This is a genomic window from Rhizobium sp. SL86, from assembly GCF_026672545.1.
In the GTDB taxonomy this organism is placed as follows: Bacteria; Pseudomonadota; Alphaproteobacteria; order Rhizobiales; family Rhizobiaceae; genus Neorhizobium.
In genome coordinates this window covers 798,018-823,042 of the sequence record NZ_JAPPRJ010000001.1, presented here as the reverse complement: position 1 = coordinate 823,042, position 25,025 = coordinate 798,018, and the positions used below count along the sequence as shown (strand labels likewise).

Below are 25,025 nucleotides of genomic sequence, written 5' to 3'. Positions count from 1 at the left end.
GCGCGCGCATGCCATCCTCGCGCAAGCTTCGCCCTCTAAGGTCTCGTTGACTAGGCATGATCTCCGTCATGCCGCCTTCTCATGAAGAGATGGATACCTGATGGCGCAACCACCGGCATTATCGATTCCCAAGGTCAATCCCAACGGCCGCGACATTGGCTTCGCGCTCGGCATCGTCTGCATCCTGTGCATTCTGTTCCTGCCGATACCGACCTTCCTGATCGACATGGGTCTTGCCTTCTCGATCGCCTTTTCCGTCCTGATCCTGATGGTTTCTCTGTGGATCCAAAAGCCGCTCGACTTTTCGTCCTTCCCGACCATCCTCCTCATCTCGACGATGATCCGCTTGTCGCTGAACATTGCGACGACCAGAACCATCCTGACCCACGGTCATGAAGGACACGATGCGGCCGGCGGCGTGATCGCCGGTTTCGCCTCGCTGGTCATGTCGGGCGACTTCATGATCGGTGTGATCGTCTTCATGATCCTGGTGACGGTCAACTTCATCGTCATCACCAAGGGTGCCACGCGTATCGCGGAAGTCGGCGCCCGCTTCACCTTGGATGCCATTCCCGGCAAGCAGATGTCGATCGATGCGGACCTGTCCGCGGGCATCATCGATGAGAAGGAGGCGCAGCGCCGCCGCCGCGAACTCGAAGAAGAAAGCATGTTCTTCGGTTCGATGGACGGTGCCTCGAAGTTCGTGCGCGGTGATGCCGTCGCCGGCCTGATCATCACCGCCATCAACATCTTCGGCGGCATCGTCATCGGTGCCTTCCGCCATGGCATGCCGATCGGCGAAGCGGCCGACGTGTTCGTCAAGCTGTCGATCGGCGACGGTATCGTGTCCCAGGTTCCGGCGCTCATCGTTTCGCTCGCCGCCGGCCTTCTGGTCACCCGCGGCGGTACGGCAGGCACGGCCGACCAGGCTGTTCTGGACCAGCTTGGCGGTTATCCGCGCGCCCTGTCGGTCGCAGCCGGCCTGATGGGTATCCTTGCACTCGTTCCCGGTCTTCCCTTCGTACCCTTCGTTGCGCTCGGCGGCCTGATGGCCTTCGGTGCCTGGATCGTTCCGCGCCGTATCGAGGCGGAGAACAAGGCACGCCGCGATTCGGAAGAAAAGAAGAAGATCCAGACCAAGGAGTCCGACAAGGATTCCGTCAAGTCGATGCTCAAGACGGCGGAGATCGAGCTTGCTCTCGGCAAGCAGGTCTCGACCCGCCTTCTCGGCGCGCATCAGGAGCTGGCCTTCCGCGTCGGCAAGATGCGCAAGAAGTTCGCGACGCAATACGGTTTCGTCGTCCCGGAAATCAAGGTCGCCGACGACATCACGATCCCGGAGAAATCCTACCAGATTCGCATCCACGGCACGACGATCGCTTCCAACGTCCTGCGGGTCGGCGATGTTCTTGTCATCACCGGTTCGGGACGAAAACCCAGCATTCCGGGCGACGAGATCCGCGAACCCGCCTTCGGCATGCCTGCGGTCTCCATCCTGGAGGCCTTTGCCGAAGACCTGAAGCGCGAAGGGTTCCACCCGATCGACAACGTGTCGGTCGTGCTGACGCATCTGAGCGAAGTCATCCGCAACAATCTGCCGCAGCTTCTGTCCTACAAGGACGTCAAGATCCTCATCGACCGTATGGATCCGGAGTACAAGAAGCTCGCCGACGAGATCTGCACCTCGCATATGTCCTATTCCGGCCTGCAGGCGGTGCTCAAGCTGCTGCTGGCGGAACGGGTTTCGATCCGCAACCTGCACCTCATCCTCGAAGCGGTTGCGGAACTTGCGCCGCATGTGCGCAAGACCGAGCAGATTGTCGAGCATGTGCGTGTGCGCATGTCGCAGCAATTGTGCGGCGATCTTGCCGACAACGGTCAGCTGCGTGTGCTGCGCCTCGGCAGCAAATGGGATCTTCTTTTCCACCAGGCGCTCAAGCGCGATGCGAAGGGTGAAGTCCTCGAATTCGACATCGATCCGCGTACGCTGGAGGAGTTCAGCGAACAGGCCAGCAAAGTTATCCGTGAGTTCATGGATCGCGGCCTGCCCTTCGTGCTTGTCACATCGCCCGAAACAAGGTCCTATGTGCGCATGATCATCGAGCGACTCTTCCCGACACTGCCCGTCCTGTCGCATGTGGAACTGGCAAAGGGCCTCGACATCAAGATATTGGGCTCGATTTCATGATCACTGACCCGCAGGGGACCGTGCTGACACTCTTTCTGGCTTTCTGTCGGATCGGGGGATGTTTCATGGTCCTTCCGGGTTTTTCAAGCGCACGCGTGCCGTCCAATATTCGGCTTTTCCTGTCCCTGGGCTTGTCGCTCGCCGTCATGCCGGTTCTTTGGGACACGCTCTATCCGAGGGTATCCGCCACGCCGGCGAGCATGATCGGGCTGATCGGCTCGGAGATGCTGATCGGCATCATGTACGGAATGATCGCCCGCATGTACGTGCTGGGCCTGCAGTTTGCCGGCTCCATCCTCACCATGTCGATCGGCTTTACCGCACCCGGCGGGCACGATGTGCTGGAAGACATGCAGGAAACCTCGCTGACCAGCCTCATCACCTTTTCCGGGCTGATGTTGCTCTTCATCCTGGACTTTCATCACATGATCTTCCGGGCGCTCATCGATTCCTATTCCGTCACGCCGGTCGGCGCCGTGCTGGAGCCGCAGAAACTGCTGATCACGCTGACGGATACGCTGAGGGCCTCCACCAACATCATGTTGCGACTGGCGAGCCCGTTTCTGATCTACGGGCTCCTGTTCAACGTGGCGGTCGGTCTCGTCAACAAGCTTGCGCCGCAGGTTCCCGTCTACTTCATTTCGACGCCCTACCTGATCACCGGGGGGATCTTCATGATGTATCTGGCAATCGCCGCGATGATTCGTCAGTTCGCCGATGGTTTCGGCCCGATCTTCCAGTCGTTTTGAGGTCTGAGATGGCAGACGGCGGACAACCCCGATCCAAGAAGCTGAAGCGCCTCGTCGCCCTGCAGCGGCACGTCGAAAAAATGGTTGAGGGGGAACTCGCCGACACCACGCGGCAACGCACCGAAGTGGGCGAACAGATGGATATGGTCATCGGCGCCATCGGTTCGATGGCTCCCGTTCATATGCAGTTCTCCAAAGGTTATTCGGAACGGTTCAGCCGGTTGATGGTGAAGGACAAGCAATTGTCCGGTGTCCAGCAGGTGCAGGAGGCGAGAATCCTGCGCGAGCGCACCAAGGGTGACCGCCTGGAAGAGCAGATGCAGGAGGCCCGCGGTCTTGAGGATCGGGAGAAGGAAGACAACGCCGTCTACGATCTGCTCGAGATCATGCTGATGCCGGGGCGCGACAAGAAATACTGAGCCAGGCCCGCGCGGAGCGTCAGGCCCGCTGTGGCAGATCCTCTACACCTTCCGCACGCGATGCGTTTAGTATTCGCTTGCGACGACGCCAGCCTGCAGCAAGCTTCAGAACGCATAGTTTCGCCACTTACATGAAAGGAAGCTCAAGTGGCGATTTCTCCTCCAAGCGATCTCGTACTCGACGTCCTGCGCGCAGCAGATCCGACGGACGTCCAAGCCGCCCAGGCGAAGCTGAAAGCAACCCGCGCCGCCTTTGCAGCGAGCAGCCTGGCCTCTGCCGGCACGGGTTTTTCCGCGGCCGTCGACCTTCTGGATGGTTCGGCCACGAAAGCGCGTGTGGACCACGCCGACCGATCGGCGAAATCGGCGGAAATGCCCGAGGAATACCGTAAGTTTGAAGCCTCCATCCTGCAGAACTTCGTCAACGACATGATGCCGAAGGACAGCGAGGAGATCTATGGAAAGGGTTCGGCCGGTGAATTCTGGCAGAGCATGATGTCCGAGCAGATTGCCGATCAGATGTCGAAGAACGGCGGCGTCGGCATTGCGGAGCAGATCTACTCCCAGTCGCTGCAGCGGCTGCGCAACGAAGGCACACCCAACGCCGTGACGGATGAGGACAGCCGCAATCGCTCCCTCAGCATGGTGGATGATTTTCAGAGAAAAGTACTCGACCTCGCCCCTGCTGAGCGAAGCGAGGCATAATGATGAATAGGACTGGAACAGGGCACATGGAAGTTATTTCCGCGGATTACCGTATCAAGTCGGTTCTGGGCCGGCTCGAAATGATCATCGACAACGAGAACGAGCGGATCGGCAAGGATCCGCAATTCGATCTCAAGGTGTCGAATGCGCATAAGAGCCGTTGCCTCTATGAACTGACAATGCTCTTCCGCGGCACCAATCCGCAGGAATTTGCCGTCAACCACATCGAGCAGATGCATGCGCTGAAGGCGAAGCTGACGCTGAATGCGCGTCGCGTCGAGGCGCATCTTCATGCCGTGCGCACGGTGGCGGATCTGTTGAAGAACGCCGCGCGTGATGCGGAAGGTGATGGCACCTACACGCAAGAACAGTTCATTTACAGCGAAGTCTGATGGTCAAGCTCATCCTCACCGGTCTCTGGGTCTGCGTCGTCACGCTCGGTGCCGTCTATTTCTCCGTTCAGATGTCGCTTCCCAAGCCGCCGGTGGATGAAGCGACACTTTTGAAGGAAAAGTCCGAACTGGTGAAGGGCGAGTCGATCAACGTTCCGATGCTCGCCGATGGCGCGGTCCAGGGTTATTTCCTGACGCGCATTTCCTTCATGATGGACAAGGAAAAGATCAAGGGCGTCCACCTGCCGGTGACGGAAATGATGACCGACGAGTTGTTCACCCTTCTCGTCGGCAACAAGATGGTCAATCTGGATAACACCAAGGCGTTCGATCTCGCGGCATTCCGCAGCAACATCAAGGAATCGCTGAACAAGAAGTTCGGCGGAGACTACGTCCTTGATGTTCTGGTCGAACAGCTCGATTACATGTCGAAGGACGATATCCGCGCCAATGGCGAGCGCAGCCCCACCAAGCAGGTGACCCCTCTCAAGATCGTCGAGGGTGCGAAGGTCGAGGCAGCACCCGCCAGCAGCGGGCACTGAGGTGCTTTGACCGGCCCGTGGTTCCGCGGGCCGGGACGCTTTTCAGCATCGCAAGCGCGATCCGCTCCGCAAATTAACGATTTGTTCGCCAAAGAAATTTAGACTGCCTTAACATTTTGGCGGCCGAACCGATGTGCGGCCGTGGGAACGGTTGAGCACATGGTTTCTGCGAGCGAAGCAAGGATCGGCGAGATGGCAGGCGATGGCAGGCCCCCCCGCGCGGTCCGCAAAGGCGGCCTGGCCGTCAAGGCATGCGTGCTGAGTGCCGCAGCCGCCCTCGGTGCCCTGGTGCCGTTCCTGCTTCCCGTCGATCTCACCCGCCACTATACCGCCGAAACACAGCTTGAGTTGCCGGGGGCGGGGAGGGCGCAGCAGACCGCCTTTTTGGCCGAGGCCCATCGCAAGCTGGAGGCGCAGGCCTTTCTGGACCAGGCCCTTCACCGGATTGCGTCGTCGCTTCCGGACGCTTCGGGACCGCAACAGCTGACGGCGCTCGGTTTCCTGTCCGATCTCGTGACGCGGCGCGACGTCCGCCCCTCGACCGCCGAACGGTTGGAGCGAAGCCGCCTCGCCGAGCAGATCGTCCTCGTCGGCGGCGACACCGACCGCCGGGTGGCGGTTGCCGTTCGTGATCCAAACGCCGCGCGTGCCGTGGTGACGGCCAATGCCATTGCAGATCTGCTTGCATCTTCCGGCCAGGGCCAGCCGCTGGGCGAGGCTGAGACCGTCCGCACCGCTCGTCAGAAGCTGGAGAAGGTTCAGGCCGAGCTGGAAGCGATTGTCGTTCCCGATCATGAACTCGACGCCCTGAAGGCACTTGAGACTGGACGCTCCGAGCTTGCGGCCGAGCGCGAAGCCCTCGACGCAGCACAAGCCGCCTTGCAGGAAAAGGCGGCCCTCTTGGGAGAGCTTCAGCCGCGGTCCATCCTCGACAATGCGGTGCCGGAAGCGCTGGCCGGAACCGGTCTGGAGGAAGCTCGCCGCCGGTATCAGGATGCCAAGCTCGAGGTTGATCAGCTGTCGGTCTCGCTCGGACCACGCCATCCACGGCTTGTTGCGGCCAAGGCCACCGAAGATGAAGCGCGTGCCGCAATTGCAACCAGCCTTCAGCGCGCTGCTGCCAATCTGAAGCAGCAGCAGGATGGACTGAAGGCGCAGATCCAGGATCTGACGAAACGGCAGGCTGATCTTAACGCACAGCCTGTCTCCGAAGCAGCGCGCAAACGGCTCGCGCTGGAAAACCAACTTGATGAGGCGCGGCGCATCTATCTGGACGCGCTGCGACTGGCGGAACAGGCGCCGCAGTCCTCCCCGTCCGTCATCCGCCTCGACAGGGCAACCGTCGCAGCCGCCGACGCTTCGGGTCTTCCCGCCTGGCTCTACTCGTTGCTTGGGGCCCTCGCTGCGATGTGTCTTGCAGGCGCGGCGATGCCCGCACGCATCGCGGACGAAGCGGAAGAGGAGCGATTTGCAGATGTTCCTGCAACGCGCCTGCCCGAAAGGTCAAACGAGCCCGAATTCTCGCAGTTGCGTCCGAGCGATCCGATACATCGATCCGACACCTTGAGGATTGCGGCGCCGTCGGATCTGGGCATTTTCAATGCGCCGGAATCCCTGCCGCCGGCTGGAACCGTTGCGCGCACTGTTGTGCCGGAGCCAATGCCGCGGATGCCGAGCTTTGACGCGTATTACGAGCCGAAGCAGCAATACCCTGCGAAACCCGCCTGGATGGAAGCGCTTGCGGAGCATGCCGCAAATGATGCCGACCCAGGCCGCCCGGACGACAGCGTGGTTCTGTCGGCCCTATTGTCCAATCGGACAGTTCCGTCGGAGCAGCAGCCCTTGCCGGTGCTTCTGGCCTCGATCCTCTCCCGCCGTCAGGCGGAAGCCCGTCCGGAGGTCAGGGCGCAGTATGCGGCGGAAGACCGCGAAATGCTGGAACTGAAACGCGGCATCGAGGCCCTGCGCCGCCAGGTCGAAGAGCAGCTGGCGGATCGGGAAGCCCATCTCCAGCCACGCTACGCATCGGGGCGTTGAAGTCGCACCCGCCAGCAGGACCGCATTCCGCCCTTGCAATCCCGGCCATGTCGGCATAGGCGTCTGCCACGAACGGCACTGGCCTCCCGTTTGCACGGGAGCTCTTGAACACCGTAGGAGCAGGACGTGGCAACGATCATTGACGGTAAGCAGGAAGCGGCAAAGGTGACGGATATCGTCACGCAAGCGGCGGCGGTGCTGGAGCGCGAGGCGCATATCAAGCCTGGCCTTGCCGTGGTGATCGTCGGCAACAATCCGGCAAGCCATGCCTATGTGAACGCCAAGAGCCGCATGGCCAAGCAGTGCGGTTTTCATTCCATGCAGTATTCGCTTGCCGAAGACACGACGCAGGACGACCTGGAATCGCTTGTCGCCAAGCTGAATGCAGACCCTTCCGTGCACGGCATTCTGGTTCAACTGCCGCTGCCCGACCATCTGAATGCCGAGCCGGTCATCCAGTCGATCCGCCCCGAAAAGGATGTCGACGGCCTGAACGTCGTCAATGCCGGCAAGGTGGCGAGCGGTGATCTGGCAAGCGGTCTCGTTTCCTGCACGCCAGCCGGCGCGATGATCCTGGTGCGCAACATCCACGGTTCCGACCTGTCGGGGCTCAATGCCGTCGTCATCGGCCGCTCCAATCTGTTCGGCAAGCCGATGGGGCTGCTGCTGCTTGCCGCCAATGCGACGGTGACTATGGCGCATTCGCGCACGAAGGATCTGGCCTCCGTCTGCCGCCAGGCGGATATTCTGGTTGCCGCTGTCGGGCGGCCCTTCATGGTCAAGCAGGATTGGGTGAAGAAGGGTGCCACGATCATCGACGTCGGCATCAACCGCATCGACGCGCCGGAAAAGGGTGAGGGCAAGTCTCGTCTGGTCGGCGATGTGGCGTTCGATGAATGTGCGGATGTGGCCGGTGCGATCACCCCGGTTCCGGGTGGCGTCGGCCCCATGACGATCGCCATGCTGATGGCCAACACGGTGGTTGCTGCCTATCGTTCCGTCGGCAGACCGATCCCGAAATTCTGACCCGTCTCAGACGGGCGCCGGCCCCGTCGAGGCACGGATGGTAAGGTCTGCCGTCCACAGTTCCTGCTGCGGCAGGTCGGCCTCCGGTCCGGTTACGGCGGCGATCAGTCTTTGCGCGATCCGCCGTCCCGCCTCGCGGAGCGATGAGCGCGTCGTCGTCAGCGGCGTTGAAAAATGCTCCGGCTTCAACAGCATCAGGTCGTCGTCATGGGCGATCAACGAGATGTCGCTGCCAAGCTGCAAGCCTGCTTCGCGGATGGCACGCACGGCGCCGAGCGCCAGAACCGTACTGGCGCAGAGGACGGCGGTCGGCCGTTTATCGCCTTGCAGCAGCCGTGCCATCTGCAGGTAACCGTTGGCATCGGTCATCATGGTATTGCTGACGCTTGCCTCTTCCAGGACAAGGCCCGCCGCCGCGAGCGCACGTTCCACGCCAATTCGCCGACGGGCAGCGAAGTCGAGGTCGGCCGGGCCGTTGATCAGCGCGAAATGTCGATGCCCCAGCTGAAGCAGGTAGTCTGCCGCCTCCCGGAACGCCCGCTCATTGTCGACGTCGAGAAACGGGTAATCCTCGGCGATCCCCAATGAGCGGCCATGCACGATGAAGGGGAGCGCAAGCGACTTCGCCATCTCGATGCGAGGATCCTGCGCCCGCATATAGGCGAGATAATAGGCGTCCACGCTGCCGCTGTTGACGAGATCGCGGATCGCCTGCTCCTCCTTCTGCGGATGGGCGGGCATGATCACGAAGTGGAATTCGTGATTGAGACATTCATCGGCAAGCCCGCTCTGGAATTCCGCGAAGTGGATGTCCGCCGATTGTCCATCGGAAATCGGCATCACCAAGCCGAGCGAACCGGCCTTGCCGGTCGCCAGACGGCGGGCGGCGCGGTTGGGGCGATAACCGGTTTCCTCCGCTGCCTTCAGAACGCGCTGGCGCGTTTCCTCGCTGACCTCCGGATAGCCGTTCAGCGCACGACTGATCGTCGTCTGGGACAGCCCCAAAAGTTCTGACAATTGCTTGAGATTCACCGTGTTCACTCCCCACTTTCCCGACGTTCCCCTCAAAAAACGTCGTTCAAAGCGCTTCGGGAGCTTATCAGCCGCGCGGCGGCACGGAAATGAAAAAGTGGACGCTGGTGACGTGTGCTCTAATTCATGGCACACTTCGCTTCAATCCGAAGTGGAATGAAAAGACTCTTGACTCACAGGGGCAGAGCGTGGCTTCTTCGCATCCAAAGCGCTTTGAATGCTTTTGATGTGTCTGGGTGGAAGACAAAGATTTCAGGAACGGGAGGTACTTGCATGAGACATTTGTTGCTTGCTGGCGTTGCGGCCATTTGCCTGGGAGGTTCGGCTGCCACGGCTGCAGATCTGAAGTTCGCGCCCGGACAGGATGCGAAGTTCAACTGGAAGAGCTATGAAGACTTCAAGAAGGCGCATGGCGACATCAAGGGCCAGACGCTGACGATCTTCGGTCCCTGGCGCGGGGATGACGAGAAGCTGTTCCGCAGCGTACTCGCCTATTTCAACGATGCCACCGGAGCGAACGTCCAGTATTCGTCCTCGGAAAATTACGAGCAGCAGATCGTCATCGATACGCAGGCAGGTTCGCCGCCGAACATCGCGATCCTGCCGCAGCCGGGTCTTCTGCAGGATCTGGCCTCCAAGGGTTTCCTCACGCCGTTGAAGGCCGACACCTCGGACTGGGTCAAGACGAATTACGGCGCGGGTGAATCCTGGGTCAAGCTCGGCACCTACAAAGGCAAGGACGGCAAGGACGCCTTCTTCGCCTTCCCGTACAAGGCCGACCTGAAGTCGCTCGTCTGGTACGTTCCGGAAAACTTCGAGGAGGCCGGCTACAAGGTGCCGAAGACGATGGAAGAGCTGTTCGCGCTCTCCGACCAGATCGTCAAGGATGGCGGCACGCCCTGGTGCATCGGCCTCGGTTCGGGCGGTGCGACCGGCTGGCCGGCAACCGACTGGGTCGAAGACCTGATGTTGCGCATGAACACGCCGGAAACCTATGACGGCTGGGTCAACAACACGGTGAAGTTCAACGATCCGAAGATCGTCGGCGTCATCGAGGAATTCGGCAAGTTCGCCAAGAACGAAAAGTATGTCTCGGGTGGCGTGGCCGCAGTCGCCTCGACCGATTTCCGCGACAGCCCGAAGGGTCTCTTCGACATTCCGCCGAAGTGCTACCTGCATCACCAGGCCTCCTTCATTCCGACCTTCTTCCCGGAAGGCACGAAGCTCGGAACGGATGCGGACTTCTTCTACATGCCGACCTATGCCTCGAAGCCCGAGCTGGGCACGCCGGTTCTCGGCGCCGGCACGCTGGTCACGATCACCAAGGATTCGCCGGCGGCCCAGGCCTTCGTTGATTTCCTGAAGACGCCGATCGCGCATGAAGTCTGGATGGCCCAGTCCGGTTTCCTGACACCTTACAAGGGTGTGAAGACCGAAGCCTATGCCAATGATGCGCTGAAGAAGCAGGGCGAGATCCTGACGACGGCAACGACCTTCCGCTTCGACGGTTCCGACCTGATGCCGGGCAAGATCGGCGCCGGCGCCTTCTGGACCGGCATGGTCGATTTCGTCGGCGGCAAGTCTGCTCAGCAGACCGGCGACGAGATCCAGAAGGCTTGGGACGGCCTGAAGTAAAGAACGCCAACACCCGTGCGCGACCGGCGTCCTACCGGTCGCGCACGCTCTGCCTTAACAAACAGCCGGAATGATCACCGGTATAACGAGGTCCGGGCAGGACCATGAGGAGGGGACATGATATCGCAGATCGTCTCGGCCGTTGGCGTGATGATCGTCGGCGTTTTCGCCTGCGCTCTCTATTATTGGCTGTCGGATAAGATCCTCAATCTGGCGCTGCCGGTGCGCGATGGGGATGTCACGCAGGCCTCGCGCAATCTGAACCGCCGCGCTGTCGTGCGTCCCTGGCTGTTTCTCGGGCCGGCCCTTCTGCTGCTCGGCATCTATCTCGTCTACCCGGTCATCGCGACCTTCATCCTCTCCTTCTACGATCGCAGCGGCCAGACCTTCGTCGGTCTCTCGAACTATCGCTGGGCCTTTTTCGACGCAGGCTTCCGGCAGTCGATCTTCAACAACATTCTCTGGCTTGCGGTCGTCCCGGCTGCCTGCACCTTCTTCGGCCTGGTGATCGCCGTGCTGACCGACCGCATCTGGTGGGGCAATATCGCGAAAAGCATCGTCTTCATGCCGATGGCGATTTCCTTCGTTGGTGCCTCCGTCATCTGGAAGTTCATCTACGAATATCGCGGGGCCGCTGATAACCAAATCGGCCTCCTGAACGCCATCGTCACCTCGCTGGGCGGCGATCCGCAGGTGTGGATCTCCATGCCCTTCTGGAACAACTTCTTCCTGATGGTCATCCTGATCTGGATCCAGACGGGTTTTGCCATGGTCATCCTCTCGGCAGCTTTGCGCGGTATTCCGGAAGAGACGATCGAGGCGGCTGTCATCGATGGCGCCAATGGCTGGCAGATCTTCTGGAAGATCATGGTACCGCAGATCTGGGGCACGATCGCTGTCGTCTGGACCACCATCACCATTCTCGTCCTCAAGGTCTTCGACATCGTGCTGACTATGACCAACGGCCAGTGGGATACGATGGTGCTCGCCAACCTGATGTTCGACTGGATGTTCCGCGGCGGCGGCGACAGTGGCCGAAGTGCGGTCATCGCGCTCGTCATCATGGCAGCCGTCACGCCGATCATGGTCTGGAACATCCGCCAGGCGAACCGCGACGCAGGAGGACACTGACATGGCGAACCTTGTGACCCGTCTCAAACGCGTCGGCCTGCCGCGCCTCATCGTTCACCTCTCGGTGCTCCTGATCGTCATCCTGTGGCTGATCCCGACGCTTGGCATCCTGGTCACCTCGATCCGCGATAAGGACCAGATCACCACGTCCGGCTGGTGGACGGCCTTCAGCAGTTCGACGCAGACCAGCGCCGGACGTCTCGGCGATCCCTCGAGCGCAAAACAGGACGGCGCCAACTACGTGATCACCGGTTCGGTCTTCGAGGAGGGCCAGGGTGGAACCGTGCGCGCCTTCGGTGTTCGCGTTCAGGACCCCGCAGCCTTCCCGGCCGGCGAACCGGCGGATCTCGGCGAAGGCGAGACGCTGACCATCGAGAGCGACGGCTCCTACGTCTACACCAAGACCGCGCCCTTCGAAGGTTCGCGCGGCAAGCGCATCTATCTGACGGTTGCCACCCCGCCGGAATTCACGCTGACGAACTACCAGACCGTTCTGCAGGGTGAGGGCATCGGCCAGGCCTTCATCAATTCGCTGACGGTGACGATCCCCGCCACCATCATCCCGATCCTGATCGCCGCCTTCGCCGCCTATGCGCTGTCCTGGATGAGCTTTCCGGGCCGGGCGCTGATCATCGCCATGGTGGTCGGCCTCATCGTCGTGCCGCTGCAGATGTCGCTGATCCCGCTACTCAGGCTCTATAACGAGGTCGGCAATTTCTTCGGTACCTCGTCGAAAACCTATGCCGGCATCTGGCTGGCGCATACCGCCTTCGGCATGCCGCTCGCCATCTATCTGCTGCGCAACTACATCGCCGGACTTCCCAAGGAGATCATCGAAAGTGCGCGCGTCGACGGCGCGTCGGATTTCGAGATCTTCGTCAAGATCGTCCTGCCTCTGTCCTTCCCGGCACTTGCCTCGTTTGCCATTTTCCAGTTCCTCTGGGTCTGGAACGACCTTCTGATCGCCATCGTGTTCTTGGGGACAGGGCGCGACCAGCTGGTGCTGACCGGCAGCCTCAATGCGCTGCTCGGCTCACGCGGCGGCAACTGGGAAATCCTGACGGCCTCCGCCTTCGTCACGATCATCGTGCCGTTGCTGGTGTTCTTCGGGCTCCAACGTTATCTGGTGCGCGGTCTCCTTGCCGGTTCGGTCAAGGGCGGCTGAGCACTTCTCTCTCAAGGTCAACAACGCATGATTGCTTCTCCCCAGACGACGGAAGCGCCGGACGCCGATTGGTGGCGTGGCGCGGTCATCTACCAGATCTACCCGCGCTCCTATCAGGATTCGAACGGCGACGGCGTCGGCGACCTGAAGGGCATCACGGCGCGTCTGCCGCACATCGCAGCCCTCGGCGCCGATGCCATCTGGATCTCGCCCTTCTTCCCGTCGCCGATGAAGGATTTCGGCTACGACGTCTCCAATTATGCCGATGTCGACCCGATGTTCGGCACGCTGTCGGATTTCGACGCGCTGATTGCCGAGGCCCATCGCCTGAAGATCAAGGTGATGATCGACCTCGTCATCTCGCACAGTTCCGACCAGCATGCCTGGTTCATCGAAAGCCGGTCGAGCCGTGTCAATCCCAAGGCCGACTGGTATGTCTGGGCCGATCCGAAGCCGGATGGCACGCCGCCCAACAACTGGCTGTCGATCTTCGGCGGGTCCGCCTGGGCCTGGGATCCGACACGCATGCAGTATTACCTGCATAACTTCCTGACTTCGCAGCCGGACCTCAACCTGCACAATGCCGATGTGCAGGATGCGCTTCTGGATGTCGTGCGCTTCTGGCTGAAGCGCGGCGTCGATGGTTTCCGCCTCGACACGATCAACTTCTATTTCCACGACAGGGAGCTGCGCGACAACCCGGCGCTGGCACCCGAGCGGCGTAATGCCTCGACGGCGCCGGCCGTCAACCCGTACAATTTCCAGGAACATATCTACGACAAGAACCGTCCGGAAAACATCGCGTTCCTGAAGCGCTTCCGGGCCGTGCTGAACGAGTTCCCGGCGATTGCCGCCGTCGGCGAGGTGGGCGACAGCCAGCGCGGTCTCGAAATCGTCGGGGAATATACCTCCGGCGGCGACAAGATGCAGATGTGCTACGCCTTCGAATTCCTGGCGCCCGATCAGCTGACACCGGCGCGTGTCGCTGAAGTACAGAAGGATTTTGCCGCGGCAGCACCGGAAGGCTGGGCCTGCTGGGCCTTTTCCAACCACGACGTCGTGCGCCATGTTTCCCGCTGGGGCGCCGACGTGATGGACCGCGAGGCCTATGCCAAGCTGCTGTCTGCCATTCTGCTGACGCAGCGCGGTTCGATCTGCATCTATCAGGGCGAGGAACTCGGCCTGACGGAGGCCGATATCGCCTTTGCCGATCTGCAGGACCCGTATGGCATCCAGTTCTGGCCGGAATTCAAGGGCCGCGACGGTTGCCGCACGCCGATGGTGTGGGACGATCATGCGGCTCAGGCCGGCTTCTCCACCGCGGAAAAGACCTGGCTGCCGATCCCGGTGGAGCACCAGCTGCGCGCCGTCAACGTTCAGCAGGGCGTTGAGACTTCGGTGATGGAGCAGTATCGCCGCTTCCTCGCCTTCCGGCGTGAGCATCTGGCCTTCGCCAAGGGCGAGATCGCCTTCCTGGCCCCGACCGAAAGCCTGCTCGCCTATACCCGCTCCTTCGGCAACGAGACGCTGCTCTGCCTCTTCAACATGAGCGCAGACTCGATCGACGCGGAACTTCCGGCGGGCGAATGGGAAGTGCTGACCGGTCACGGCTTCGAGGCGACGCTCGATGGTCGCACCGTCGGCCTGCCGGCCTGGGGCGCGTTTTTCGCCCGGCTGGCATGACATGACAATCAGGTCCGGGAGGGGCAACGCTCCCGGACCAGCAACACGAACGAAACCTGGCCCATCGCAAACAACCGGGCACAAGGCGTGAAGAAGGGGAGAGACATGGCTGGCTTGGTTCTGAAGGACATCCGCAAGGCGTATGGTCAGGTGAAGGTGCTGCACGGCATCGATCTCGACATCCGGCAGGGCGAATTCATCGTCTTCGTCGGCCCGTCCGGCTGCGGCAAGTCCACGCTGTTGCGCATGATTGCCGGCCTGGAAGAGATCACCAGCGGCGACATGTTCATCGATGGCAACCGGGTCAACGAGGTGCCGCCCTCCAAGCGCGGCATCGCCATGGTCTTCCAGTCCTACGCGCTCTATCCGCACATGACGGTCTACGACAACATGGCCTTCGGCATGCGCATTGCCGGCGAAAGCAAGGAAGAGATCGATCGTCGCGTGCGCGCGGCTGCCGATATTCTCCAGCTGACGCAGTATCTGGAGCGGCTGCCGAAGGCGCTCTCCGGTGGCCAGCGTCAGCGTGTTGCGATCGGCCGGGCCATCTGCCGTGATCCAAAAGTGTTCCTGTTCGACGAGCCGCTTTCCAACCTTGATGCGGCCCTGCGTGTCGCGACCCGTATCGAGATCGCCAAGCTCAACGAGAGCATGCCGGACACGACGATGATCTACGTCACCCACGACCAGGTGGAGGCGATGACGCTTGCCGACCGGATCGTCGTTCTGTCGGCCGGGCGCATCGAACAGGTCGGCCCGCCGCTCGAACTGTACGAGCGCCCGCAGAACCTCTTCGTAGCGAAGTTCATCGGCTCGCCGGCCATGAACATCATTCCGGCAACGGTGAAGGAAACCGGTGCGACGACCCGCATCGACCTGAAGGGCGGCAAGCTCGTCTCCGTTCCCGTTGCGACGGAACCTTCGGAGACCGGCAAGGCCGCAAGTTTCGGCATCCGCCCGGAGGATCTGACCGTCACGACCGGCGAGGATTACCTGTTCGAAGGCAAGGTCGCGATCGTCGAGGCGCTTGGCGAGGTGACGCTTCTCTACATCGAGGGTCTCACCGACGAGGAGCCGATCATTGCCAAGCTGCCGGGCATTTTCAGGGTCGAAAAGGGCGAGGTCCTGCGCTTTTCCGCCGATCCCGCCAAGATGCATCTTTTTGATGCAAGCGGACAGACCTACCGGCGCTGAGCGTCTTGCGCAAAGCAATGGGCGTAACCAAAACGTAACAGTTGGCCACACCCAATGTTAAGGTTCGCTCCCTAGGATCACGGCATTGAATAAAGACGTCGATGCCGAGGGTAAGATGAATTCTCGTCCGCACTACCTGAAAAAGGAAGAGTCCTTCATGTATGACCGCGAAACGCGGTTCAAGCTTGAAGAGACGATGAATGCGGGACGGATCGAGTTCACCGAAAAGCACGTCATGCACATGGCGCAGCGCCGCTGCGACGTGATCGCCATCTCGATGAGCGGGGCGGTCCTGTCGCTCCTCTCGCAGTCGAACCTGCCCAACGAATTCGTCCTCGACATTCCCGATGCCCGCATCATGAAGATCGGCTGCGTTTTGATGCGCATGAATGCCAACAACACGATCGATGTGCGTTTCCTGCGCCTGTTGACGGAAAAGGAACTGAACCGCATCTTCATCTTCTCGACCCATCCGGCGCACAAAGACAAGAAGCTGGATGTGAGGAGCTGGTGAGGGTGCCGGGCTAAGATCTCGGATTTCGCCGGCAACCAAGATGCTTGGCAAAGGTGACCCGGATGAATGGCCGCTTTCTCTCTCTGCCGTCAGGTATGTCCGGCATCGACGCGGTCGTGGCCGATTCCGCCATGACCTTTTGCCGCCACACCCATGACCAGTTCGGCATCGGCGTCATCCTGCGGGGTGCGCAGCAGTCGGCGAGCGGACGTGGCCACGTCGAGGCCGAGGCCGGCGACGTGATTACCGTCAATCCGGGCGAGGTGCATGACGGCAAGCCGCTTGGCGAGGGCGGCCGCGCCTGGCGGATGATCTATCTCGATCCGCAGATCGTCTGGGCGGCAGGCCTTGACCTGACGGATGGCAAGCACCGGCAGCTCGAGCTGACGAGGCCGGTCGCCCGAGACCATCGGCTTGCCGACGAGGCAGCGGCGCTGTTTGCCGCGGCCACGGCCGCTCCGGTGAAGGATGCTCCCTTGATGGTGGAGGAGCGTCTTTTTTCGCTTCTGATGCACCTGGCCGAAGAGCGGCCGGCGCAGACACTGCCGGATGACCGGCTGCGGTGCGCGCTGCAGCGCCTGCAGGAGGACCCGGCACAGCCGGTCACGCTTCAGGATCTCGCAGACCTCACCGGCCTCAGCCGCTTCCAGGTCCTGCGGGCCTTCCTCAAGATGACGGGCCTTCCGCCACATGCCTATCAGCGGCAATGTCGTCTGCATCTGGCCCGCCGCCTGCTTCGCCAGAGGAAGCCCCTGGCGGAGGCAGCCCTTGAGGCCGGTTTCGCGGACCAGAGCCATATGAACAGGCTGTTTGTCAAAACCTACGGCATGACGCCCGGCGCCTATGCGGCGGCCGTGCGATAGCCTCGCCCTGCAATAGCGTTCAAGACCGGGTGCGGAGATTGACGGCATAAGAGGCTCATTCAAAAGGAGCCTCTGCATGAAAACGAACGTCACATCATCGTATCGTTCAATCCAGTCGTTGGCAGCGGGAGGCCGCGCATGAGCTGGGAATTTCTGCTCACCTCGCTGATCGTGGTCGCGACCCCCGGCACAGGTGTCATCGTCACCCTTGCGGCCGCGCTCACCCATGGCCGCCGCGCCGCCATCATCGCCGCCTTCGGTTGCACGCTCGGCATCGTGCCGCACATGCTGGCGGCCATCACCGGCCTTGCCGCCGTCCTGCACGCGAGTGCGCTGGCCTACGAGATCATCCGTTATGCCGGTGTCGCCTATCTTGCCTATATGGCCGTGATGATTTTACGCGAGGAGGGCGCACTGTCGATCGACACCGGACAGGCCGCCCGCTCGGACCGGCAGACGATCCTTTCGGCGATCCTGGTCAATCTGCTGAACCCAAAACTGTCGATCTTCTTTTTTGCCTTCCTGCCGCAATTCGTTTCTGCCGGGACAGGAGATGGTCTGTGGCGCATGATCGAGCTGTCGCTCGTTTTCATGGGCATGACCTTCGTGATTTTTGTTGCCTATGGCTCGTGTGCGGCGGCGGTGCGCGAACACATCACGTCGCGACCGAACGTGATGACGGGTCTCAGGCGCGGTTTTGCCTTGGCCTTCGTCGGGCTCGGCATCAAGCTTGCGACGGCAGATCGATAAAAGCCTGCCGTCGCCGCTCGGAGCGACGGGATCAGGCGCGGGCGAGCGCCTCGATCACCAGGGCCTTCAGCTTCACGTCCGGGACTTCGGCAAAGGCCAGGTCCTCGCGGCCGAAATAGGCCTTGCGGTTGATCGCCGACCAGTCGTTGCAGGCTATGATGTAGCTCTGTTTGCCGGGGGCAAGCGTCGGTGCCGAATAGAGGAAATCGCCGGTGCGGGCAGACAGGGGCACGTCCCCATCCTGGTTGCAACGCGCCAGGATGGCGGCAAGGGTCGCCGCATCCACCTCGGTCTTCATGATCTTGCCCTCGAAACGCAGCGCCGCATTGTAGTCGAAACGGCTCACCTCCCCCTTGGGCAGGCCGGTGCCGAAGGAGGTGTGGCCGATGAAACCGATATCGGCGCCGGCCTTGGCGGCAATGGCGGCGGCGGCAAAACGGGCCGTCTCACCCAGCGTCAGCGGCGCCTTGGTGCGGGCGACGACGCTGCGGTCTTCCGCCGTCAGGTGTTTTTCCAAAACGGCGGCGATGGCGCTTTTGAGGTCCGGCGCGGCCGGGCCGCCGCGTTCGATCGCGATCCGCTCCAGGCTGGCGGCTGCACCCGGGGCTGCAATCGTCGCCACCGTCATCAGCGAGGCCCAGGACCCGGTATGCACATAGCGGGTCTTGCCCTGTTCATGCACCAGCGTCAGGTGGTCGTGGCCGCCGATCATGAGCGTGCCATCCGGCAGCATCGGCAGGATGTCGCGATCGGCGATGACACCGGCATGGCTCAGCACGATGTTGACGCTATTGCCCTTCAGCATCGACGGCAGGTTGGCCTTGGCCCATTCCACCGGCTGCGGCACGGCGATCATCTCGCGCGTCGCCTTGGGATAGGTGTTGATTGCATTGGTGCCGAGGGCGGCGATGCTGAGCGTCAGGCCGCCGGCGGAGAGCGTGGTGGAGGCGTCCGTAAAGGGCTTGTCCGACCGTTTGTCGGTGATGTTGCTGAGCACGGTCACGCCGAGCGAGCGGGCCTTCTCGACGAAATGGGCGAGGTCATTGTCGAAATCCGGCTCGTGATTGCCGATGTTGAAGACGGTCGGCGCGAGTTTTGCCAGAGCGCCGAGGAAGGCCCAGTCGGCCTCGCCGCCGGAGCGGGCGGCAACCACATTGCCGACCTCGAACAGATCGCCGTTGAAAAGAATGACTTGGGGCCGGCTGGCAGCCGCCACACGCGCCTGCACCGCCTGCAGCAGCTCGGCCATCCGCTCATAGGCCGAATGCAGATCCGAGAGAATGATGAGATCGACACCCGCCTCCGCGGCGCGGGCACCGGTGCCGATAAGCGGCAACAGCGCGGTGGAGGAAATCAGGCCAAGCACGGCACGGCGGTTCAGCAACATCTGGGCAATCCTTTGATTGGAAATGCCTCCGCCTACCAATGCTGTGCTACACGCTTGTGACGTGTATGCCGGGGCGGCGATGCCCGCCCCGTATATTGTATGGCGTGCTTTCGCTTATCCGAAGAACACGCTTGCGCCGGAATCCGCCGGGCCGACATTGCGGCGGAAGGGGGCGAAGAGTTCGCGGCCCATGCCGAATTCGTTGTCGTCCAGATTGGCCTCGGCCAAGGGGCGCGAGGCAAACTCAGCCGCATCCACCAGCACTTCCAGCGTGCCGTTGACGGCATCGAGGCGGATCATGTCGCCGTCCTGGATGCGGGCGATCGGGCCGCCATCTGAGGCTTCCGGCGTCACATGGATCGCCGCCGGCACCTTGCCGGAGGCGCCCGACATGCGGCCATCGGTGACGAGCGCCACCTTGAAACCGCGGTCTTGCAGCACGCCGAGCGGCGGGGTGAGGCGATGCAGTTCCGGCATGCCGTTCGCCTTCGGGCCCTGGAAACGCACCACGGCGACGAAATCCTTGTTGAGCTCGCCCTTCTTGAAGGCGTCCTGCAGTTCCTGCTGGTCGTGGAAGACGATTGCCGGTGCCTCGATGACATGGCGCTCCGGCTTGACGGCGGAGATCTTGATGACCCCCTTGCCGAGATTGCCGGTCAGCATCTTCAGGCCGCCATTCGACTGGAAGGGGTTTTCGATGCGGGTCAGCACCTTCGGATCGCCGCTCTCTTCCGGGCTCTGTTCGCGCATCACCATGCCGTTTTCGTCGAGCCGTGCCTCGACGGTATAAGCGGCAAGGCCCTGGCCGAAGACGGTCCGCACGTCGTCATGCACGAGGCCGGTCTTCAGGAGCTGCTTGATGAGGAAACCCATGCCGCCGGCGGCGTGGAAATGGTTCACGTCGGCAAGACCGTTCGGATAAACGCGGGCAAGCAGCGGCACCGTGTCGGAAAGTTCCGAAATATCCTGCCAGGTCAGATGGATGCCGGCCGCGCGCGCCATGGCGACGAGGTGCATCGTGTGATTGGTGGAACCGCCGGTGGCATGCAGACCGACAACACCGTTGACGATCGAGCGTTCGTCGATCATCTCGCCCGCGGGCGTGAACTCGTTGCCGAGCGCCGTGATCGCGAGCGCGCGCTTTGCGGCTTCCTTGGTCAGTGCCTCGCGCAACGGCGTGCCGGGATTGACGAAGGAGGCGCCCGGCATATGGAAGCCCATGATCTCCATCAGCATCTGGTTGGAATTGGCCGTGCCGTAGAATGTGCAGGTGCCGGGGCCGTGATAGGATTTGGATTCGGCTTCCAGCAGTTCGGCGCGGCCGACTTTGCCTTCCGCATAGAGCTGGCGAATGCGCGACTTCTCGTCATTCGGCAGGCCGGAGGTCATCGGGCCGGCGGGAATGAAGACGGCCGGCAGATGGCCGAAGGTGAGAGCGGCGATCACGAGGCCCGGCACGATCTTGTCGCAGATGCCGAGATAGACGGCGGCATCGAACATGTTGTGGGAAAGACCGATGCCGGCCGCCATGGCAATCGCATCACGCGAGAAGAGCGACAGCTCCATGCCCGGCTGGCCCTGGGTCACACCATCGCACATGGCGGGCACGCCGCCCGCCACCTGGGCGACGCCGCCGGCCTCACGCGCCGCATCACGAATGATCGGCGGGAAGGTTTCATACGGCTGGTGCGCTGAAAGCATGTCGTTATAGGCGGTGATGATGCCGAGATTGGGCACCACGTCTCCGGCGAGCGCGGCCTTCTCGGCGGGGGAACAGACGGCAAAACCATGCGCAAGGTTGCCGCAGGACAGCGTCGAACGGTGCACGCCCTTGGCAACCGCACGCTGCACCCGGTCGAGATAAGCTTCGCGATGCGGTTTCGATCGTTCCACGATGCGCCGGGTGATTGCTTCTATGCTGGAATGGGCAGCCATCTCGTCCTCCATGGGCAAGGTCCGCGGCGGTTGGGAGGCCGCCGCGCCTGGTCATCTGTTTCCTCGGTTGCCGCAGTTTGCGGCCTGCGTCACGGGTGCCGTCCTTGTCGGATCAAGGCGCCCAGTAAATCTCGACCGGCGAGGGCGCACGGTTCAGCACGGCGCGGATAGGCATCTCCATCTCGTCGGTGCCGGCCTTGGCCTGGTCGAGAACGTTTTTCTTCGCGTCGCCTTCGATATGCAGCACCAGAAAGCGCGCATCGGCCAGGCTCGGAAAGGTGAAGGTCAGGCGTTCCTCGCCGGCGCCGTCCGCCATCATCGTCATCACGCCGCGCGGCGCGTCCTCGGCAATCGCGCGGGCAAGATGATTGCCGCCCGGGAAGAACGACGCGGTGTGCCCGTCCGTTCCCATGCCAAGGATCGCCACATCGAAGGGATTACCGATGTCTTCCGTCTTTTCCGTCGCAATCGCCGCCGCCTGCAGGGCAGAGGCGACATCCTGGTAGAGCGGCAGGAAGATCGCGTTGGCAGCCTTGTTCTGCAAAAGATGCGTCGCGACCAGCAGATGGTTGGAGCGCGGATTGTCGGCCGGCACGAAACGCTCGTCCACGAGCGTGATCGTCACCTTGTCCCAGGCGAGATCCTGCGTCGACAACACTTCGAAAAAGCGCTTTGGCGTCGAGCCGCCCGAAACGGCGATCGAGGCGGAACCGCGCGTCGCAATCGCCTGGGTGAGGCGCAAGGCGACGTCGCTTGCCAGTTGCCCTGCAAGCGTTTCCGCACTGCCGAAATTATGGAAGGTGAATGCCATGCCCGTCAGCCCTCATGCCAGGTGCGGCCGTCGCGCTCGATCAGCGCAATGGCCTGGCTCGGGCCCCAGGTGCCGGCGGTATAACCCTGCGCCAGCTGCCCGGTCAGTTCCCAGCCCTTGAGGATCGGATCGACCCACTTCCACGCCGCTTCCACTTCGTCGCGGCGCATGAACAGCGTCTGGTTGGAACGGATCACGTCCATCAGAAGGCGCTCGTAGGCATCTGGATTGCGCACGTTGAAGGCCGCGGCAAAGCTCATGTCGAGCGAGACGTTGCGCAGGCGCATGCCGCCCGGACCGGGGTCCTTGATCATCAGCGACTGTTTGACGCCTTCATCCGGCTGCAGGCGGATGATCAGCTGGTTGGCGGAGATACGACCGGCGGCCGGCTCGAAGATGTTGTGCGGGATCGGCTTGAAGGTGATGACGATCTCCGACATGCGACCGGTCAGGCGCTTGCCGGTGCGGATGTAGAAGGGAACGCCGGCCCAGCGCCAATTGTTGATCTCGGCCTTGATCGCCACGAAGGTTTCGGTGTTGGACACGCCGCCTTCGAGCTCTTCCAGGTAACCCTTGACCGGGCCGCCAGCCGAGGCGCCGGCGCGGTACTGGCCGCGCACCGTCATCTGCTCGACATTGGCTTCCGTAATCGGCTTCAGCGCGCGCAGCACCTTCAGCTTCTCGTCGCGCACGGCTTCGGAATCCATCGAGGAGGGCACTTCCATCGCCACAAGGCAGAGCAGCTGCAGGATATGGTTCTGCACCATGTCGCGCAGCGCGCCGGCCGTGTCGTAATATCCGGCGCGGCCTTCGAGGCCGACGGATTCTGCGACCGAGATCTGCACGTGGTCGATGTATTGCGCGTTCCACAGTGGCTCATAGAGCGCATTGGCAAAACGCAGCGCCATCAGGTTCTGCACCGTCTCCTTGCCGAGATAATGGTCGATGCGGAAGATCTGTTCTTCCTTGAACACCTTGCCGATCGTGTCGTTCAGGTCGAGTGCGGAGGAGAGGTCGCGGCCGATCGGCTTTTCCACCACGATACGGGTGGATTTGGTGATCAGCTTGTGGTCGCGGATCTTTTCGGAGATCGCGCCGAAGATGGCGGGCGACACCGCGAGATAGAAGGCGCGGACGCGCTCCTTGCCCTCGTCCAGCAGCTTCTTCAGCGTGTCCCAGCCGCCATCGGACTTCGCATCGACGGAGACGTAGAACAGGCGGGCCAGGAATTTCGCCACCTCGGCCTCGGCATATTCGCCGTCTTTCAGGTGCTTCTTCAGCGCCTCGTCGGCAAACTTGCGAAAATCGTCATGGCTCAGCGCACTGCGCGAGGCGCCGATGATGCGGGTCGGCTCGGTAAACTGACCCTCGATCTGCCGGTGATAGAGCGCCGGGAGAAGCTTGCGTTCGGCAAGATCGCCGGTGCCGCCGAAGACGACGTAATCGAAGGGTTCCACGGGGATGATCTGGCTGCTCATGCCTTGCTCTTTCGAAGTTCCGAGGTTGAGGTCTACATAATCTAATCGATTTAAAAAAGCCAGCCCTGCCGCGGGCCGATCTTTCAAATCCGTGTCAGAAGCGGTCGCGCAGCGCATACCAGGTGAGGGCGAGGAACAGCAGCGGGCTTCTGAAACGGGCGCCGCCCGGGAAGGGCGGTATCTTCAACTCCTTGTACAGGTCGAGTTCGCTGGCATTGCCCGCGATGAGATCCGCATACATCTTGCCGGAATAGTTTGACAGCATCACGCCATGGCCGGAATAACCGGCAATCGAGGTGACGCCCGGCATCACCTCGCGCACGAAGGGCTTGCGCGGCATGGTGATTCCGACGGAACCGCCCCAGGCATGGGTGATCTCGATCTCCTTCAGCGCCGGATAGATTTCGGCGATCTGCCGGCGGATGTGTTTCGACATGTCGCGCGGGCTGTCGGCCGTATAGGCCTCGCGACCGCCGAACAGCAGGCGCCCGTCGCGGCTTTTGCGGAAATAGCGCACGACGAACCGCGAATCGGCCACCGCTTCGGAACCCGGCAGGATCTCTGGATGCTGGTCGAGCGGCACGGTCGCGCCGATGAAGGAGCGGATCGGCATCACATGCGATGCCGTTTCCTTTTCCAGATTGCCGATATGCGCATTGGCCGCCAGCAGCACACGATCGGCGGTGATCGTGCCGCGCGGCGTTTCAATGAGCGTCTTCCCTGCCGCCTGCGTCAGGTTTTTCGCCGGCGTCATCTCGCAGAGCCGGGCGCCCGCTTCGGCCGCCACGCGCGCCAGCCCGATCAGCAGCTTCAGCGGGTGAATGTGTCCGGTGCCGGCATCACGCACGCCGTAATGATAACGTGTCGACCCAAGCCGCTCGGCGGTCTCCGCGCGATTCATAAAGGAGACATGCGGATAGTCGTAGCGGTCGGCCAGAAGATCGGCGACGCGTCGGTAATCATCCTCATGACCGGGCTTGTGCGCCACATTCATCTGGCCCGGCAGATAATCCATGTCGATGCCGTGGGTTTCGCAGAAGTCGAGAAGGTAGCGCTTGGCATTTTCCGCCATGTCGAACAGCGCGCGTGACCGCTCGTACCCGATTTCCGGCTCCAACTCGTCCGGCCAGGCCCGCTGGCCGGAGCCGAGCTGTCCGCCATTACGGCCGGATGCCCCGTCGCCGAAACGGCCCGCCTCGATCAGTACGGTGGAGACCCCCCGTTTGGCCAGATTATAGGCGGCCTGCAGACCGGTGAAACCGCCGCCGATGATCGCGACGTCCGTCGAAACCGATCCGTCGAGCGCGTCATAGGTCGGGCGCTCCGCGACGCTGTCCTGATACCAGGACAGGCCGGGCGCGATGGGGCTCTGCCAGGTCATGGCGGCCA

General features: G+C 62.0%; 22 protein-coding genes. 16 read left to right on the top strand and 6 right to left on the bottom strand.

The window, feature by feature from the left end; translation table 11 throughout:
* Window positions 1–100 precede the first annotated feature (100 nt).
* From flhA to folD, 8 genes are all read left to right on the top strand, one after another.
* Window positions 101–2,188, top strand: coding sequence for a flagellar biosynthesis protein FlhA (gene flhA / locus OU993_RS04190; protein WP_268154991.1), 2,088 nt, complete (start codon window positions 101–103; stop codon window positions 2,186–2,188).
* Window positions 2,185–2,937 (top strand): flagellar biosynthetic protein FliR, encoded by a 753-nt coding sequence (gene fliR / locus OU993_RS04185; RefSeq protein ID WP_268154990.1) that lies wholly within the window; start codon window positions 2,185–2,187, stop codon window positions 2,935–2,937. The genes flhA and fliR overlap by 4 nt, the downstream gene beginning before the upstream one ends.
* Window positions 2,938–2,945: 8 nt before the next feature.
* Window positions 2,946–3,356: a hypothetical protein gene (locus OU993_RS04180; RefSeq protein WP_268154989.1), complete on the top strand. Its 411-nt coding sequence runs from the start codon at window positions 2,946–2,948 to the stop codon at window positions 3,354–3,356.
* Window positions 3,357–3,503: 147 nt separating this feature from the next.
* Window positions 3,504–4,061, top strand: a complete 558-nt coding sequence (locus OU993_RS04175; RefSeq protein ID WP_268154988.1) for a rod-binding protein — start codon at window positions 3,504–3,506, stop codon at window positions 4,059–4,061.
* 26 nt (window positions 4,062–4,087) lie between these two features.
* Window positions 4,088–4,453: a hypothetical protein gene (locus OU993_RS04170; RefSeq protein ID WP_268154987.1), complete on the top strand. Its 366-nt coding sequence runs from the start codon at window positions 4,088–4,090 to the stop codon at window positions 4,451–4,453.
* A complete protein-coding gene (locus OU993_RS04165) occupies window positions 4,453–4,995 on the top strand; it encodes a hypothetical protein (protein ID WP_268154986.1) in 543 nt (180 codons plus the stop codon). Before OU993_RS04170 ends, OU993_RS04165 begins: the two co-directional genes overlap by 1 nt.
* A 159-nt stretch (window positions 4,996–5,154) precedes the next feature.
* A complete protein-coding gene (locus tag OU993_RS04160; protein WP_268154985.1) occupies window positions 5,155–7,032 on the top strand; it encodes a hypothetical protein in 1,878 nt (625 codons plus the stop codon).
* Between the two features lie 126 nt (window positions 7,033–7,158).
* Window positions 7,159–8,058, top strand: a complete 900-nt coding sequence (gene folD, locus OU993_RS04155; RefSeq protein ID WP_268154984.1) for a bifunctional methylenetetrahydrofolate dehydrogenase/methenyltetrahydrofolate cyclohydrolase FolD — start codon at window positions 7,159–7,161, stop codon at window positions 8,056–8,058.
* Window positions 8,059–8,064: 6 nt separating this feature from the next.
* On the opposite strand, the gene OU993_RS04150 is transcribed toward folD, so the two are convergent.
* Entirely contained in the window at window positions 8,065–9,090 is a 1,026-nt protein-coding gene (locus OU993_RS04150; RefSeq protein WP_268157503.1) for a LacI family DNA-binding transcriptional regulator, read from the bottom strand.
* Window positions 9,091–9,363: 273 nt separating this feature from the next.
* Between OU993_RS04150 and OU993_RS04145 the strand changes: the two genes are divergently transcribed.
* The 8 genes from OU993_RS04145 to OU993_RS04110 all read left to right on the top strand — a co-directional run bounded on the left by OU993_RS04145 (window position 9,364) and on the right by OU993_RS04110 (window position 18,025).
* The gene (locus tag OU993_RS04145; protein ID WP_268154983.1) at window positions 9,364–10,725 is read left to right on the top strand and encodes an ABC transporter substrate-binding protein; all 1,362 of its coding nucleotides are present in this window, start codon (window positions 9,364–9,366) and stop codon (window positions 10,723–10,725) included.
* A gap of 117 nt (window positions 10,726–10,842) precedes the next feature.
* Window positions 10,843–11,856: a carbohydrate ABC transporter permease gene (locus OU993_RS04140; RefSeq protein ID WP_268154982.1), complete on the top strand. Its 1,014-nt coding sequence runs from the start codon at window positions 10,843–10,845 to the stop codon at window positions 11,854–11,856.
* A gap of 1 nt (window position 11,857) precedes the next feature.
* The gene (locus tag OU993_RS04135; RefSeq protein WP_268154981.1) at window positions 11,858–13,021 is read left to right on the top strand and encodes a carbohydrate ABC transporter permease; all 1,164 of its coding nucleotides are present in this window, start codon (window positions 11,858–11,860) and stop codon (window positions 13,019–13,021) included.
* Between the two features lie 27 nt (window positions 13,022–13,048).
* On the top strand, window positions 13,049–14,704 hold the full coding sequence (gene bglA / locus OU993_RS04130) for a beta-galactosidase BglA (RefSeq protein ID WP_268154980.1): 1,656 nt from the start codon (window positions 13,049–13,051) through the stop codon (window positions 14,702–14,704).
* A gap of 105 nt (window positions 14,705–14,809) precedes the next feature.
* Window positions 14,810–15,898, top strand: coding sequence for an ABC transporter ATP-binding protein (locus OU993_RS04125; RefSeq protein ID WP_268154979.1), 1,089 nt, complete (start codon window positions 14,810–14,812; stop codon window positions 15,896–15,898).
* Between the two features lie 157 nt (window positions 15,899–16,055).
* Window positions 16,056–16,412 carry a hypothetical protein gene (locus OU993_RS04120; RefSeq protein ID WP_268157501.1) on the top strand — a complete coding sequence of 119 codons (357 nt, stop codon included), beginning with the start codon at window positions 16,056–16,058 and terminating at the stop codon, window positions 16,410–16,412.
* A 62-nt stretch (window positions 16,413–16,474) separates the two neighbouring features.
* A complete protein-coding gene (locus OU993_RS04115; RefSeq protein ID WP_268154978.1) occupies window positions 16,475–17,275 on the top strand; it encodes an AraC family transcriptional regulator in 801 nt (266 codons plus the stop codon).
* 138 nt (window positions 17,276–17,413) lie between these two features.
* The gene (locus tag OU993_RS04110) at window positions 17,414–18,025 is read left to right on the top strand and encodes a LysE family translocator (RefSeq protein WP_268154977.1); all 612 of its coding nucleotides are present in this window, start codon (window positions 17,414–17,416) and stop codon (window positions 18,023–18,025) included.
* Between the two features lie 31 nt (window positions 18,026–18,056).
* Here the strand turns inward: OU993_RS04110 and OU993_RS04105 are convergent, their stop codons facing one another.
* From OU993_RS04105 to OU993_RS04085, 5 genes are all read right to left on the bottom strand, one after another.
* A complete protein-coding gene (locus OU993_RS04105) occupies window positions 18,057–19,412 on the bottom strand; it encodes a metallophosphoesterase (protein WP_268154976.1) in 1,356 nt (451 codons plus the stop codon).
* 114 nt (window positions 19,413–19,526) lie between these two features.
* Window positions 19,527–21,347, bottom strand: coding sequence for a phosphogluconate dehydratase (gene edd, locus OU993_RS04100; protein ID WP_268154975.1), 1,821 nt, complete (start codon window positions 21,345–21,347; stop codon window positions 19,527–19,529).
* 112 nt (window positions 21,348–21,459) lie between these two features.
* Window positions 21,460–22,158: a 6-phosphogluconolactonase gene (pgl, locus tag OU993_RS04095; RefSeq protein WP_268154974.1), complete on the bottom strand. Its 699-nt coding sequence runs from the start codon at window positions 22,156–22,158 to the stop codon at window positions 21,460–21,462.
* A 5-nt stretch (window positions 22,159–22,163) separates the two neighbouring features.
* Window positions 22,164–23,636, bottom strand: coding sequence for a glucose-6-phosphate dehydrogenase (zwf, locus tag OU993_RS04090; protein ID WP_268154973.1), 1,473 nt, complete (start codon window positions 23,634–23,636; stop codon window positions 22,164–22,166).
* 94 nt (window positions 23,637–23,730) lie between these two features.
* Window positions 23,731–25,017: an NAD(P)/FAD-dependent oxidoreductase gene (locus OU993_RS04085; protein ID WP_268154972.1), complete on the bottom strand. Its 1,287-nt coding sequence runs from the start codon at window positions 25,015–25,017 to the stop codon at window positions 23,731–23,733.
* Window positions 25,018–25,025 lie beyond the last annotated feature (8 nt).

What these genes read in the sequence shown, in the direction of transcription:
- flhA (WP_268154991.1), top strand. Translation starts at nt 101, where the DNA reads ATGGCGCAACCACCGGCATTATCGATTCCCAAGGTCAATCCCAACGGC.
- fliR (WP_268154990.1), top strand. Translation starts at nt 2,185, where the DNA reads ATGATCACTGACCCGCAGGGGACCGTGCTGACACTCTTTCTGGCTTTC.
- OU993_RS04180 (WP_268154989.1), top strand. Translation starts at nt 2,946, where the DNA reads ATGGCAGACGGCGGACAACCCCGATCCAAGAAGCTGAAGCGCCTCGTC.
- OU993_RS04170 (WP_268154987.1), top strand. Translation starts at nt 4,088, where the DNA reads ATGGAAGTTATTTCCGCGGATTACCGTATCAAGTCGGTTCTGGGCCGG.
- OU993_RS04165 (WP_268154986.1), top strand. Translation starts at nt 4,453, where the DNA reads ATGGTCAAGCTCATCCTCACCGGTCTCTGGGTCTGCGTCGTCACGCTC.
- OU993_RS04160 (WP_268154985.1), top strand. Translation starts at nt 5,155, where the DNA reads ATGGTTTCTGCGAGCGAAGCAAGGATCGGCGAGATGGCAGGCGATGGC.
- OU993_RS04145 (WP_268154983.1), top strand. Translation starts at nt 9,364, where the DNA reads ATGAGACATTTGTTGCTTGCTGGCGTTGCGGCCATTTGCCTGGGAGGT.
- OU993_RS04140 (WP_268154982.1), top strand. Translation starts at nt 10,843, where the DNA reads ATGATATCGCAGATCGTCTCGGCCGTTGGCGTGATGATCGTCGGCGTT.
- OU993_RS04135 (WP_268154981.1), top strand. Translation starts at nt 11,858, where the DNA reads ATGGCGAACCTTGTGACCCGTCTCAAACGCGTCGGCCTGCCGCGCCTC.
- bglA (WP_268154980.1), top strand. Translation starts at nt 13,049, where the DNA reads ATGATTGCTTCTCCCCAGACGACGGAAGCGCCGGACGCCGATTGGTGG.
- OU993_RS04125 (WP_268154979.1), top strand. Translation starts at nt 14,810, where the DNA reads ATGGCTGGCTTGGTTCTGAAGGACATCCGCAAGGCGTATGGTCAGGTG.
- OU993_RS04120 (WP_268157501.1), top strand. Translation starts at nt 16,056, where the DNA reads ATGTATGACCGCGAAACGCGGTTCAAGCTTGAAGAGACGATGAATGCG.
- OU993_RS04115 (WP_268154978.1), top strand. Translation starts at nt 16,475, where the DNA reads ATGAATGGCCGCTTTCTCTCTCTGCCGTCAGGTATGTCCGGCATCGAC.
- OU993_RS04110 (WP_268154977.1), top strand. Translation starts at nt 17,414, where the DNA reads ATGAGCTGGGAATTTCTGCTCACCTCGCTGATCGTGGTCGCGACCCCC.
- OU993_RS04105 (WP_268154976.1), bottom strand. Translation starts at nt 19,412, where the DNA reads ATGTTGCTGAACCGCCGTGCCGTGCTTGGCCTGATTTCCTCCACCGCG.
- edd (WP_268154975.1), bottom strand. Translation starts at nt 21,347, where the DNA reads ATGGCTGCCCATTCCAGCATAGAAGCAATCACCCGGCGCATCGTGGAA.
- pgl (WP_268154974.1), bottom strand. Translation starts at nt 22,158, where the DNA reads ATGGCATTCACCTTCCATAATTTCGGCAGTGCGGAAACGCTTGCAGGG.
- zwf (WP_268154973.1), bottom strand. Translation starts at nt 23,636, where the DNA reads ATGAGCAGCCAGATCATCCCCGTGGAACCCTTCGATTACGTCGTCTTC.
- OU993_RS04085 (WP_268154972.1), bottom strand. Translation starts at nt 25,017, where the DNA reads ATGACCTGGCAGAGCCCCATCGCGCCCGGCCTGTCCTGGTATCAGGAC.